Source organism: Mycolicibacter hiberniae (assembly GCF_010729485.1).
Classification (GTDB): domain Bacteria; phylum Actinomycetota; class Actinomycetes; order Mycobacteriales; family Mycobacteriaceae; genus Mycobacterium; species Mycobacterium hiberniae.
Genome location: NZ_AP022609.1, coordinates 228,463 through 241,576, shown reverse-complemented (window position 1 = coordinate 241,576; position 13,114 = coordinate 228,463). Strand labels below are relative to the sequence as shown.

At 68.8% G+C, this 13,114-nt stretch carries 12 protein-coding genes; 8 read left to right on the top strand and 4 right to left on the bottom strand.

All coding sequences use genetic code 11. The features are described 5' to 3' along the window. The first annotated feature begins 9 nt into the window (after positions 1-9). The 5 genes from G6N14_RS01150 to G6N14_RS01130 are packed head-to-tail and all read left to right on the top strand — an operon-like array spanning position 10 to position 6,201. Complete coding sequence (locus G6N14_RS01150) at positions 10-1,617, top strand: SMP-30/gluconolactonase/LRE family protein (protein WP_085134936.1); 1,608 nt, start codon at positions 10-12, stop codon at positions 1,615-1,617. Beyond that, complete coding sequence (locus G6N14_RS01145; RefSeq protein ID WP_085134935.1) at positions 1,614-2,351, top strand: GntR family transcriptional regulator; 738 nt, start codon at positions 1,614-1,616, stop codon at positions 2,349-2,351. The genes G6N14_RS01150 and G6N14_RS01145 overlap by 4 nt, the downstream gene beginning before the upstream one ends. Continuing rightward, positions 2,348-3,949: an AMP-binding protein gene (locus G6N14_RS01140; RefSeq protein ID WP_085134934.1), complete on the top strand. Its 1,602-nt coding sequence runs from the start codon at positions 2,348-2,350 to the stop codon at positions 3,947-3,949. Before G6N14_RS01145 ends, G6N14_RS01140 begins: the two co-directional genes overlap by 4 nt. Before the next feature lie 3 nt (positions 3,950-3,952). Continuing rightward, positions 3,953-4,738 (top strand): SDR family NAD(P)-dependent oxidoreductase, encoded by a 786-nt coding sequence (locus G6N14_RS01135; RefSeq protein WP_085134933.1) that lies wholly within the window; start codon positions 3,953-3,955, stop codon positions 4,736-4,738. Next, on the top strand, positions 4,735-6,201 hold the full coding sequence (locus tag G6N14_RS01130) for an AMP-binding protein (RefSeq protein WP_085134932.1): 1,467 nt from the start codon (positions 4,735-4,737) through the stop codon (positions 6,199-6,201). Before G6N14_RS01135 ends, G6N14_RS01130 begins: the two co-directional genes overlap by 4 nt. On the opposite strand, the gene G6N14_RS01125 is transcribed toward G6N14_RS01130, so the two are convergent. Next, a complete protein-coding gene (locus tag G6N14_RS01125) occupies positions 6,170-7,522 on the bottom strand; it encodes a cytochrome P450 (RefSeq protein ID WP_085134931.1) in 1,353 nt (450 codons plus the stop codon). The two genes, G6N14_RS01130 and G6N14_RS01125, sit on opposite strands and share 32 nt — an antisense overlap. Before the next feature lie 119 nt (positions 7,523-7,641). Then, positions 7,642-8,424 carry an enoyl-CoA hydratase gene (locus G6N14_RS01120; RefSeq protein WP_085134930.1) on the bottom strand — a complete coding sequence of 261 codons (783 nt, stop codon included), beginning with the start codon at positions 8,422-8,424 and terminating at the stop codon, positions 7,642-7,644. A 170-nt stretch (positions 8,425-8,594) separates the two neighbouring features. Here G6N14_RS01120 and G6N14_RS01115 point away from each other — a divergent pair, with 170 nt between their 5' ends. From G6N14_RS01115 to G6N14_RS01105, 3 genes are all read left to right on the top strand, one after another. Beyond that, positions 8,595-9,311 carry a TetR/AcrR family transcriptional regulator gene (locus tag G6N14_RS01115; protein ID WP_109559752.1) on the top strand — a complete coding sequence of 239 codons (717 nt, stop codon included), beginning with the start codon at positions 8,595-8,597 and terminating at the stop codon, positions 9,309-9,311. Positions 9,312-9,521: 210 nt separating this feature from the next. Beyond that, positions 9,522-9,938, top strand: a complete 417-nt coding sequence (locus tag G6N14_RS01110) for a Zn-ribbon domain-containing OB-fold protein (protein ID WP_085135072.1) — start codon at positions 9,522-9,524, stop codon at positions 9,936-9,938. Positions 9,939-9,951: 13 nt separating this feature from the next. Further along, entirely contained in the window at positions 9,952-11,106 is a 1,155-nt protein-coding gene (locus G6N14_RS01105) for a thiolase family protein (protein WP_085134929.1), read from the top strand. Positions 11,107-11,132: 26 nt separating this feature from the next. Here the strand turns inward: G6N14_RS01105 and G6N14_RS01100 are convergent, their stop codons facing one another. Then, positions 11,133-12,158 carry a CaiB/BaiF CoA transferase family protein gene (locus G6N14_RS01100; RefSeq protein ID WP_085134928.1) on the bottom strand — a complete coding sequence of 342 codons (1,026 nt, stop codon included), beginning with the start codon at positions 12,156-12,158 and terminating at the stop codon, positions 11,133-11,135. Then, positions 12,159-13,112 carry a TIGR03564 family F420-dependent LLM class oxidoreductase gene (locus tag G6N14_RS01095; protein ID WP_085134927.1) on the bottom strand — a complete coding sequence of 318 codons (954 nt, stop codon included), beginning with the start codon at positions 13,110-13,112 and terminating at the stop codon, positions 12,159-12,161. Between the last annotated feature and the right edge of the window lie 2 nt (positions 13,113-13,114).

Here is a 13,114-nt window from a genome sequence, read left to right as displayed (position 1 = left end):
TCCGGTGTCATGACGGATGTCGTGCCACTGGCTCGCGAGGCGGCCGGGGCCCCCTCGGTCGCTCCGGGCTGGCAGCTGCAGCGGGTCACCGAACCGAGTCGGCTGTTCGGCGCCAACGGGCTGCGGACCGGCCCCGACGGGCGGGTCTATGTCGCGCAGGTGACCGGCAGCCAGGTCAGCGCCCTGAACGTGTCCACCGGCGAGTTGGGGGTCGTGAGCGCACGCGGCGGAGACCTTGTCGCGCCCGACGATGTCGCGTTCGACTCCTACGGCACGCTGTACGCCACCGAGGTGATGGACGCCCGGGTCAGTGCGCTCGACGCCGCGGGGCGAAGCCGCACACTGCGCGACGACCTGCCCTGCGCCAACGGCATCACGGTGCATCACGACCGGTTGTTCGTCGGCGAGTGCCGTGACGGCGGCCGGCTGATGGAACTCGACCGGGCCACCGGCGCCGCCCGCATCATCGCCGAGAACCTGCCGTCACCCAACGCCATGGAGGTCGGGCCCGACGGGCTGCTGTACTTCCCGGTGATGACCGCCAACGAGATCTGGCGGATCGACCCCTTCGCCGCCGACGCCGCCCCGCAACGGGTCGCCGCAGAGCTGGGCGTGCCGGACTCGGTGAAGTTCGACGCCGACGGTTTCATCGTGTCCACCCAGGCCGCCAGTGGGCAGGTCTTGCGCATCGATCCGCGCACCGGTGAGCGCACCGTGCTGGCCCAGCTACGCCCCGGCCTGGACAACTGCACGTTCGCGGACGGCCGGCTGTTCGTCTCCAACTTCAGCGGCGAGATCAGTGCGATCAGTTCGAGCGGAGAAGTGTCGACGGTGCTTCCCGGCGGACTGAACTGGCCGCTGGATCTCACCGTGGACGGCACCGGCAGGCTCTACGTGGCCGACGGCACCTACTTCTACGCCGTCGGCGAAGGCGGCCGCCTGGAAACCCTCGGCATGCTGTTCAGCCCGGGCTATCCGGGCTTCGTGCGCGGCGTGACGGCGATCGGCCCCGACGAGTTCGTGGTCACCACCTCCGGCGGGCAGGTCAGTCGCTACCGGCCGGCGCAGTCATCCAGCGAGGTGCTGGTCGACGGTCTCGACCAGCTCTACGGCGTGGCGGCGGATCCCCGCGGCGTGGTGATCACCGAGTTCGGCACCGGCCGGGTGCTGGGCGTGCGCTCCGGCGCGGTCGAGGTGGTGGCGCAGGGATTGTCCGGGCCGGTCGGGGTGGAGATCGCCGATGACGGAACCTGCCTGGTGGCCGAATCCGGCGCGGGTCGGGTGGTGCGGGTCAGCGGGTCAGCGGTCCACACGGTGGTCGACGGACTCGTTCGACCGCAAGGCATCGCGCTGGCCGGCCGCACCCTCTACGTCGTCGACGCCGGAACCCGCCAGGTACTGGCCGTCGATCTCGACACCGGGGCGCGGCAGGCGCTCGCCGACGGGCTGCCGGTCGGCCCACCACCGGGCGTGGCGCCCAAGCCGCTCAATGGCATGCCGCCGTTCTCCGGCCCGCAGGGCCCATTCGCCGGCATCACCCGGACAGCCGACGGCACCCTGTTCGTCTCGGCCGACGGCGACGGCAGCGTGCTGGCCCTGCAACCGGTCGGTCCGTGACCGACCACCGCTACCTGCGCGTCGCGCGGGTGTTGCGCAAGGAGATCGCCGACGGGGTCTATCCGATCGGCTCGCAACTTCCCACCGAACACGAGCTGTGCGAACGGTTCTCCGTCAGCCGCTACACCGTCCGTGAAGCGCTGCGCCGGCTGCGGGAGGACAACCTCGTGATCTCCCGTCCGCGCGCGGGCACGGTGGTCATCCCCCGCGCCGCCACCAACCGCTATGCCCAAGACGTGGTGTCGATCGACGACCTGGTGGCCTTCGCCGCCGGTGCGGAATTCGAGATCGACTCCAATGCGATGCTCACCCTGGATGCCGAGACCGCCGCGCGCACCGGTCTGCCCGCGGGCACCGAGTGGCTGGCCGTGCGCGGCAACCGCCGTACCGCGGGGCATGCCGCACCGATCTGCCGCACCGAGTACTACATCAACCGGACCTTCGCCGGAGTCGGCCGACTGCTGCAGCGGCATTCCGGGCCGATCTTCCCCCTGATCGAAGATGTGTTCGGGGTCAGCGTCGTCGAAGTACGCCAACACATCCGCGCGGTGATCATCAGCCCCGAGCTCGCGACGGCGCTGGCCGCCGCACCCGGTACCGCCGGGCTGCAGATGCAGCGTCGCTACACCACCTCCGAGGGCGAGATCGCGCAGGTGACGGTGAACACCCATGCCGGCGACGACTACCGGTACTCGATGACGCTGCACCGGGTGACCGAGCCGAGCGGCCCGTGACCGCGCACATCACCGCCGACCGGGCCGCCGCCGCATACGCTGCGGGCCTGTGGGTCTCGACCACCCTGGCCGACAGTCTGCAGACCGCCGCGCAGCAGACCCCGCAGCGGGTTCTGCTGGTCGACGGCGCCACCAGGCTGAACTGCGAGCAGCTGCACAGCCGGGCGACGGCGTTGGCCGCGGCGATGCGGGCGCGGATGCCCGGGGGCAGTGTCGTGTCGTTCATGCTGCCGAACTGGCACGAGGCGGCCGTGGTGTATCTGGCCGCCACGATGGCCGGGATGGTCGTCAATCCGATCCTGCCGTCGCTGCGCGACGCGGAGCTGCGGTTTATTCTCGCCGACTCGGGCGCTCGTATGCTCTTCGCGCCAGCGCAGTTCCGCGGCCACGACTACCCCGCGATGCTGACCCGGGTGACCGCCGCACTTTCCGAGCCACCCGAAGTGGTGCTGGTGCGCGGCTCTTCCTCCGACCACACCGCCTATCCCAGCCTGTTGAACACCCCCCGGCATCCCGTCACGCTGCCGACCCTGGATCCCGACGCGACACGACTTCTGCTCTACACCTCGGGCACCACCGGCCGCCCGAAAGGCGTCCTGCACAGCCATAATTCGATCAACGCCCTGATGCACCAGCTGGGTCGGCACTGGAGGATGCAGAGCGGGGCCACCTTTCTGGTGCCGTCGCCCATCGCCCACATCGGTGGCTCGATCTATGCGTTCGAGGCCCCGCTGCTGCTCGGCTGCACCGCCGTGCTGATGGACATCTGGAACCCGGAGGCGGCGGTGGGACTCATGCTCGCCGAACGCTGCACCCATGTGGCCGGGGCGACGCCGTTTCTGCGCCAACTGCTCGCCGCCGCCCGCGACTCCGGTACCCGACTTCCCGACCTCAAGCTGTTCGTCTGCGGCGGTGCGTCGGTTCCGGCAGCACTGATCCGCGAGGCGGCCGAGTACTTTCACACCGCGACCGTCACCCGGGTCTACGGATCCAGCGAGGTACCGGTCGCCACCGTTGGATCGCTGGGGCCCCACGATCTTTCCCACGCCGCGGAAACCGACGGCCGGGCCGGGATAGCCGATATCAAGCTGGTCCCCCGCCCCGATGCACCGCCGGGCGAGGGCGAGATCTGTGTTCGCGGCCCGCAGATGCTGGTGGGCTACCAGCACCCCGAGGACGAACGTGACTGCTTCGACGCGCAGGGCTATTTCGCCACCGGCGATCTCGGCCGGTGGGTCGATGAGGATTACCTGCTCGTCACCGGCCGACTCAAGGACGTGATCATCCGCAATGGGGAGAACATCTCCGCGCGCGAGGTGGAGGACATTCTCGCCGGGCACCCGCAGATCGGCGAAGTCGCTGTGGTCGGAATCCCCGACCCGCGTACCGGTGAGCGCGCCTGCGCGGTGATCGTGCCGGCCGGACCGACCCCTCCCGGCGTGGCCGAGTTGCGCGCCATGCTGGCTCAGCGCGGGGTTGCGCCGTTCAAAGCCCCCGAGCAGGTGGCGTTCTGGGATGCGCTGCCCAAGAACGACGCCGGCAAGGTTCTCAAGCAGCAGATCCGGGCGAAGCTGACCCAGGCAGAGGTAGGTGAATAGATCATGCAGGTGGCGATCGTGACCGGGGCCAGCAGCGGAATCGGATTCGGCTGTGCGACCAGGCTTGCCGAGTCCGGGATGGCGGTGCTGGCAACCGGCCGCGATGCGGGGCGCCTGGCCGGCTTGGCGGAGACACTGGGTGCCGCGGGCGCCGATCCCGACCGGATCGCCACCCTGGCCGTCGACCTGACCACCGACACCGCACCTCAGCAGATCGTCGACGCCGCCCTGTCCCGGTGGGGGCGGGTGGACTATCTGATCAATAATGCCGGCATCGGCAGCCCCAAGCCGCTGCACGAGACCGACGACGAGACCCTGGACCACTTCCTCGATCTGATGCTGCGAGCGCCCTTCCGCCTGACGCGCCAAGTGCTGCCCCATCTGGGACCCGGTTCGGCGATCATCAACATCACCTCGACCTTTGCCGTGGTGGGCGGATTGCGGGGCGGGGCCTACTCCGCCGCCAAGGGCGGGCTGACCGCGCTGACCACCCACATCGCCTGCCAGTACGGGCCCCAGGGCATCCGGTGCAACGCGGTTGCCCCCGGTGTCACCGTGACACCGATGGTCGAACAACGCCTGACCGACAACCGCTTTCGCAAGCTGAACACCGAGATGACGCCGTACCCGCGACTGGGCCGGGTGGACGACATCGCCGGCACCGTGGCGTTCCTGTGCTCGGAGGCGGGCTCGTTCATCAACGGCCAGACCATCGTGGTCGACGGCGGCTGGAGCTCGACCAAATACCTCTCGGACTTCGGACTGGACTCCGACTGGGTGACACCGTGAACCTGTTCACGGTGCTGGATCAGGCAGCGGCCCGGTTCGGCGATCGGGGCGCGGTGTATCACGGTGAACGGCTGCTGCACACCTGGAGCGGGCTGGCCGATCGCGCGCGCCGGTTGGCGACCTCGCTGGGCCGGGGCGCCGACCCCGGCGCGCGGATCGCGATCGCCAGTGAGAACCGTCCGGAGATCATCGAGCTGATGTTCGCCACCTGGGCGGCCGGTCTGGTCGTCGTGCCACTCAACTACAAGCTGCATCCGAAGGAAATGGCGCAGATCATCGCCGACGCCGGTGCCGCGCTGGTCTTCGCGTCACCGAAACTCGCCCCGGAACTCACGGCGGCGGTCAGGGCCCCCGTGGAGACCATCGGCGGCGCCGCCTATCGGGACCGATTCACCTGCCCGCCCGCTGACACCGCCGACCCGGATCCCTCCCGGCTGGCGTGGTTGTTCTACACCAGCGGCACCACGGGACGCTCCAAGGGCGCCATGTTGACCCACCGCAACCTGATGGCGATGACGGTGGCGCATCTGGCCGACCTGGACGACCCGGACGCCGGCTGCAGCCTGATCCACGGTGCGCCGATGTCGCACGGATCGGGGCTCTACATCGCCCCCTACGTGCTGCGCGGCGCGCGCCAGGTGGTGCCGGCGTCGAGCTCGTTCGACACCGGCGAGTTCCTCGATCTGTGCGACCACCATCCGGGCGCCACCGCGTTCCTGGCGCCGACCATGGTGGCCCGCCTGGTGGCCACCGGCCGGGACCGGCCGGCCAACCTGCGCAGCATCGTCTACGGCGGCGGGCCGATGTACCTCGGGGACATCAAACGGGCGATGACCGCCTTCGGGCCGGTGTTCGCCCAGCTCTACGGCCAGGGCGAGGCGCCCATGACCATCACCGGGCTGGCGCGAGCCGATCACCTCGGCGACGAGGCGATCCTGGGCTCGGTCGGCTGGCCGCGGTCGGGTGTCGAGGTGGCGGTGCTGCGCGACGACGGCTCCCGGGCCCCGGCCGGCGAGGTCGGCGAGATCGTCTGCCGCGGCGACGTCGTCATGGCCGGCTATTGGAACAACCCCGACGCCACCGCCGAGGCGCTCCGGGACGGCTGGTTGTTCACCGGGGACCGGGGCTCGTTCGACGCCCGCGGCTTCCTGACCCTGCGGGACCGCTCCAAGGACGTGGTGATCAGCGGCGGCAGCAATATTTATCCGCGTGAAGTCGAGGAGGCGCTGCTGAGTCATCCCGGCGTCGTCGAGGCCGCGGTGGTGGGCGCACCCGACGCGCAGTGGGGCGAGACAGTGGTGGCCTTCATCGTGGGAGGCGTGTCGGCCACCGAGCTGGACAGCCATCTGCTGGAGCGCATCGCGCGGTTCAAGCGCCCCAAGCGCTACGAGTTCGTCGACACGCTGCCCAAGAACAGCTACGGCAAGGTGCTCAAACGCCAGCTGCGCTGCCGACTGGGGTGAGGCGGGCGTCTTTGTGCCGCCGCCGCACCACCGCTCGGCCTCCGCGTGCTGCCGCGGTGGTCACTCCTCGGGAGCGGTTGCGTTCTCCTCGCGCGGTGGTGCTGACGAATTCGAACTCGCGCAACAGGGTGCGCAGCGTCACCAACATCTCCATGTTGGCGAATGCCGCTCCCACACAACGGTTCACCCCGCCGCCGTAAGGAACCCAGAAGGTGGTGTCGGGCGGGTTGCCCACGAACCGGTCCGGGTTGAACAGCTCGGGATCCTCGTAATGCTGCGCAGAGCGGTGCAGCATCCGGAAGGGAACCACCACCATGCGTCCGTCGGGGATCACCCACGGCCCCAGTCTGATCCGTGCGTGGGTAAGGCGCCCGGTTCCCTCGACCACCGGACGGGTCCGCTGCACTTCCCACACCGCGGCCTGCAACAGCTCCGAACCGCCGGCGTCGACCTCTGCCGCCAGGCGCTCCAACAGGTCCGGATGGCGGCGAATGCGCTCCACCGCCCACGCCAGAGTGGTCGCCGTCGTTTCGTGGCCCGCAGCCAGCAGGGTCAGCAACTCGTCGGCGATGTGCGCGTCGCTGATGGGCTGACCATCGTCGTAGCGCGCCGCCAACAGCAGCGACAGCACGTCGGTGCGCTCCGCGAAATCGGGGTCCTGGCGTGCTCTGGCGATCAGTCTCGCGATCGATGCGTCGTATCGCCGCCGGTAGAAGGCGTAGCGCCCCCCGGGGCTGAGCGGACCGTAGTCGCGGCGGACCCGTGGCGGCAGTACCGCCAGTCGGGACCCCAGTTCCACCAGTGCGGGCAGGATCTGGCGCAGTTCGTCGAACTCGGCTCCCTCAGCACCGAAGACCGCCCGCAGGACCACGTTGAGGGTGATGCGCATCATCGACGGCTGGGTGGCGAACTCACGCCCTTCGGGCCAGGCCGCGACCTCGCGTAGCGCCTCCTGCTCGACTATCGACTCATATCCGGCCATCCGTTTGCCGTGGAACGGCGGCACCAGCAGCTTGCGCCGGCGCAGGTGCTCGGCGCCCGCCAAGCTGAACGTTGATCCGGGTCCCAGCACCGCCCCCAGATTGTTGGCCCGGGCCACCAGGTCGCTGCTGGTGGTGAACAGATTCTTCGCCAACACCGGGTCGCTGATCACCACCGCTTGTCCGACGACCGGCAAGCGCACCGTGAACGCGCCGCCGTAGCGGCGTTGCACCGCCCGAAAGGCGCCCTTGCGGCCGAAAAGGAAGAGCAGCGCCGTCAACAGTGCCGGGATCGGCACCACCGGTGGCAGCAGCACCGGATCACTAGTCTTCTCGGCCACGCCAACACCTTTCGAACACCCCGCGGTACATGCGCGTACCACGCTGCCCTATGGCACCGGCCAGCTCAACCCTTAGATTCCCCGAGAACAAAAGCGCCAGGCCACGCCCGGCCGTCTCACTACGTGACCTGCGACTTCATTTGGTCAAGGTTCACCAGAATCGGCCAACCGCACACCGAGAGCGCATTGCCATGACCGGTTTCGTGGATGTCGAACGCGGACTGGATCGCCGAATGGAAGCCCTGCACGTCCAGGGTCTGGTTGACCGCACGTTTGGCCTGGCGCAGCGCGAACGACGGCATGGTGGCGATGTGCTCGGCGAGTTGGCGGGTCTGGGCATCCAGTTGCTCGCGCGGCACCACCCGGTTGACCATGCCGGTCCGTTCGGCTTCCTGCGCGGTCATCGCGCGCCCGGTGAACAGCATTTCCTTGGCCTTGCGGGCTCCCAGTTCCCAGGTGTGGCCGTGGTATTCGACGCCGCCGATACCCATGAGCACCACCGGGTCGGAGAACTGTGCGTCGTCGGCGGCGATGATCAGATCGCACGGCCAGCACAGCATCAGGCCCCCGGAGATGCAGCGGCCCTGCACCGCGGCGATCGACGGTTTGGGCACATTACGCCACCGCAGGGTGTACTCCAGGTAGCGCTTGCACTCGTGCTTGTAGATGAACTCCAGGGTGATCTTGTCCGGGACCGGGCCGCCGCCCTTGATGTCATGGCCGGCCGAGAAGTGCTTGCCGTTGGCGCGCAGGACGATGACGGCAACCTCGTCGTCGTCGGCGGCCCGGGTCCATGCCGCGTCGAGTTCGTCGAGCAGCTCGGTGTTCTGGGCGTTGGCCGCGTCGGGCCGGTTCAGGGTGATGGTCGCGATCCGGTCGGCGACCTCGTAGTCGATGTACATCGGCGTCCTTCGTCAGCGGGCCGGGACGGCGGTCGCCGGCGGAGCGGTGGGCTGTCACCGGGTCACGCGCCGGCCCGCGGTGCGGAAACCCCGGATGAGAAGCAACTTCTCCTTTTAGGAAAGTTACCATCTTATTTATCGCCATGGCAGCGCTCCGACGGCCGACAACGCTGCGCCACGATTCTCCGGTAGGGTGCATTCGTGTTCTCCCAAAAAGGCAACAGCTGGAGCCGCTGGTGAGTAACCCGGAAGAAGAGCCCGTCTGGAAGCAGCGGGCGGTCGAGCGGTCGATCAAGACCGCACGGTTGCGGGCCGCCCAGCGCGTTCAGCGCTTCCTGGACGCGGCCCAGGCCATCATCATCGAAAAGGGCAGCACCGACTTCACCGTGCAGGAAGTCGTCGAGCGCTCGCGGCAGTCGCTGCGCAGTTTCTATCTGCAGTTCAACGGCAAGCACGAGCTGCTGCTGGCGCTGTTCGAAGACGCCCTGGTGCGCACCTCCGACCAGATCCGGGCCGCCACCGAAGGTCAGGCCAAACCGCTGGAGCAGCTGAAAGTGGCAGTCGAGCTGCTCTTCGAACTGTCCCGGCCGGACCCCGCGGCCAAGCGGCCCCTGTTCACCGACTTCGCGCCGCGCCTGCTGGTCTCGCACCCCACCGAGGTGCGCGTCGCCTTCACCCCACTGCTGGCACTGCTCACCGAGCTGATGGAAGCTGCCGAGGCGGCCGGTGAACTGCGCGAGGGCGTCGACGCCCGGCGCATGGCGGCGATGACCATGCAGACCGTCATGTTCGTCGCCCAGTCCAGCGCCGAATCCGACGACCCGGCGGCCCACCCGATCACCGCCGAAGAAGTCTGGGACTTCTGCGCCCACGGCATCGCCAAGTAGCCCCCGGCCGGTAGCCGCCCTCGCCGCGGCGGCCGCGCGCACCCGCGGCAGGCACTGACACGCCGGGCCGATCCCGGCGATACCCCCGGCGGACCGCCCGCCACCCACGCAACTCGCGGCGTTCGCCTTCCCCCGCAGTAGGCACGTATGCTCTAATCGAGAATGTGATTTCCCTCGGATGGGCGACTGGTCAGCGGCCCGGTGGCAGCGGTGCGTAAGCCGCTTGCCCCCGACGTCACCAACTGGCCGGACGAGAATCTGGCCCTGATCGGCAGCCGGTGCGCGGAGTGCGAGGCGACTGTCTGGCCCCGCCAAGACCACTGCCCACGATGCAGCGGCCCGCAGATGCGCGATGTGCTGCTGCCCCGCCAGGGCACCCTGGAGGCCTGGACCACCCAGGGCTTCGTGCCGAAGCTGCCCTACGCCGGTGGCGAGACCGCCGAGGGCTTCACCCCGTACGGGGTCGGGCTGGTCCGACTCGGCGACGTGGTTCAGGTCGAGGCCCGTCTGACCGAATCCGATCCCGCCAAGCTGCAATTCGGCATGGACGTCGAATTGACCATGGTGCCGTTCTATGTCGACGACGACGGGACCGAGATTCTCACCTGGGCGTTCCAGCCCGTCTAAGGAGACCTGGACAATGACGGTAGCGAACAACGATGTGGCGATCATCGGCGTCGGACTGCACCCCTTCGGCCGATTCGACAAGTCCGCGATGCAGATGGGCGCCGAGGCCATCCACCTGGCCCTGGCCGACGCCGGGGCCGAATGGAAGGACATCCAGTTCGGAGTCGGCGGCAGCTATGAGATCTCCAATCCCGATGCGGTGACGCGACTGGTCGGTCTCACCGGCATCCCGTTCACCAATGTGTTCAACGCCTGCGCCACCGCGGCCACCGCCACCCAGGTCTGCGCCGACAACATCCGTTCGGGCAAGTACGACATCGGCATCGCGATCGGCATGGACAAGCACCCCCGCGGCGCGTTCACCGACGACCCGGCCAAGCTGGCGCTGCCCGCCTGGTACGCCGAGAACGGGCAGTTCGTCACCACCAAATTCTTCGGCATGAAAGCCAACCGCTACCTGCATGATCACGGCATCTCCCAGCGGACGCTGGCCAAGGTCGCCGCCAAGAACTTCCGCAACGGAGCGTTGAACCCGAACGCATTTCGCCGCAAGCCGATGTCCGAGGACGCCATCCTCGACTCGCCGGCGCTGAACTACCCGCTCACCCAGTTCATGTTCTGCGCCCCCGACGAGGGCGCAGCCGCGGTGGTGATGTGCCGCGCCGACATCGCGCACCGCTTCAGCGGCAAGCCCGTCTACCTGCAGGCCACCGAGATCCGCACCCGCCGCTACGGCGCCTACGAGGTGCACGCCACCTCCGCCCCGATCGAAGAGGACGTGGCACCGACGGTCTACGCCGCGCGCGCCGCCTTCGACAAGGCCGGTGTGGCACCCGAAGATGTCGATGTCATCCAATTGCAGGACACCGACGCCGGGGCCGAGATCATCCACATGGCCGAGTGCGGCTTCTGCGCCGACGGCGACCAGGAGAAGCTGCTCGCCGACGGCGCGACCGAGATCAGTGGGTCACTGCCGGTCAACACCGACGGCGGGCTGATCGCCAACGGCGAACCGATCGGTGCCTCGGGGTTGCGCCAGATCCACGAACTGGTGCGCCAATTGCGCGGCGAGGCCGGCGACCGCCAAGTGCCCGGCGGCCCGAAAGTGGGCTTCGCCCAGGTCTACGGCGCGCCGGGCACCGCCTCTGCATCGATCCTCACCGTCTAGGGCGCGGTCGCTCCCCGCCCGCCGCGTCAGTCGCCCAATTCCGGCGGCGGCCGGTAGGACGGCTCGTACCCGGCGACCCGGATCGGGCTGCCCACCAGCCGGAAATCGCCTGCTCTGACGATCATTTCCGGGTGCTCCTTGAGTGCTTCGGGCAAGGTCCGCACCGCTGCCGCGGGGATGCCCAACGGGCGAAGCCGCGCCTCCCACCCCGCAGCGGTGTCGGCGGCAAGCGCGGTGGTGACGACCGCGAGCACCTCGTCACGGCGCGCCACCCGCTGCGCCATCGTCGCGAAGCCCTCGATGCCGGCCTCTGCGGCGAACGCCTTCCAGAAGCCGTCGTGGGTGACGAACAGTGCCAGATATCCCTGTGCGGTCGGGAAAAGCTGCGCGGGAACGTAATACGAATGCGCTCCATGGGGATAGCGCTGGGGCTCGACACCGTCGTTGAGGTAGGCCGACGCTCGGTAGTTCAGTTGCGAGAGCATCACGTCCAGCAGCGACACCTCCACCTGCCCGCCGCGCCCGCTGACGATCTGGGCCAGCAGACCCAACGCCGCGGTCAGTCCGGTGGAGTTGTCCGCCGAGGAGTAGCCCGGCAGCGTCGGCGGCGCGTCCGGATCCCCGGTCATCGCGGCCACCCCGGTGGCGGCCTGGATCACGTAGTCGAACGCCGGTTCGTCGCCGCCCTGCAGGCCGAATCCGGTGAGGGCGACACAGACGATCCGCTCGTTGTGCCGGCGCAGGGCGTCATAGGTGAGGCCGAGGCGCTTGATCACCGAGGGCTTCATGTTCACCAGCAGCGCATGGGACTCGGTGACCAGCTGTCCCAGTTTCGCCTGGCCGGCCGGCGACGTCAGGTCCAGCTGGATGCTGGTCTTGTTGCGGTTGAGGCTGGCGAAGTAGCTCGGGCCGACCTGGCGCGAGATCTCCCCGCCCGGCGGTTCGATCTTGATGACCTCGGCGCCGAGATCGGCCAGCAGCATGGTGGCGTATGGGCCGGCCAGCATCACCCCCACCTCGAGGATGCGGATCCCGGCAAGCGGTCCGCTCACCTAGACCGCCTTGGCGAGCTCGGCGATCACGTCGCGGGTGCGGTACTTCGAGGCGATCAGCTCATCGCGGGTGTCACCGATCGGCAGCAGTCGCACCGACAGGTCGGTCACTCCGGCGTCGGCGAACTGCTTGAACCGCTTGAGTATCGACTCCTCGTCGCCGGCGGCGCACAGGTCGCCCACGTCACGGGCCGCACCGCGGTCGAGCAGTCGCTGATAGTTGGGCGAGGTCTCGGCCTCCGCCAAGATCCGGTTGGCCCGCTCTTTGGCGGTCTCGATCTCGGAGTTGGCGCACAGCGTGACCGGAATGCCGGCGACGATGCGGGGCGCGGGCTTGCCCGCTGCGGCCGCGGCTTTGTTGATCCGCGGCGCGATGTGCTCGGCGATCGCCTTCTCGTCGGCCATCCACAGCGACGTGCCGTCGGCGTACTCGCCGGCGATCTGCAGCATCACCGGACCCAGCGCAGCCACCAGCACCGGCATCTTCGTCTCGGCGCCCAGCGCGGTGGGGTTGTGCACGGTGAAGTGCTCGTTCTCAACATCCACCGGGCCGGGGCCGGCGATGGCGGCGCCCAGCACCTGCAGGTAGTCGCGGGTGTAGGCGGCGGGCTTGTCGTAGGGCAGGCCGAGCATGTCCCGGATGATCCAGTGATGCGACGGCCCGACGCCCAGGGCCAGCCGCCCCCCGGAGATCGCGTGCACCGACAGCGCTTGTCGGGCAAGAGCTATCGGGTGCTGGGCCTGCAGCGGCACCACGGCGGTGCCCAGTTCGATCCGCGTGCTGTGCGCGGCCATCAGCGCCACCATGCTCAGCAGATCGAAATCGTCGGGCACCTGCGGCATCCACGCGGTGGCCAGGCCCGCCTCATCGGCCCATTCGATGTCGGAGATCAGCTTGGCGACTTTGCGCGCCATGTCGCCGCGTTCGGCTCCGATCATCACCCCAAGTCGCATAC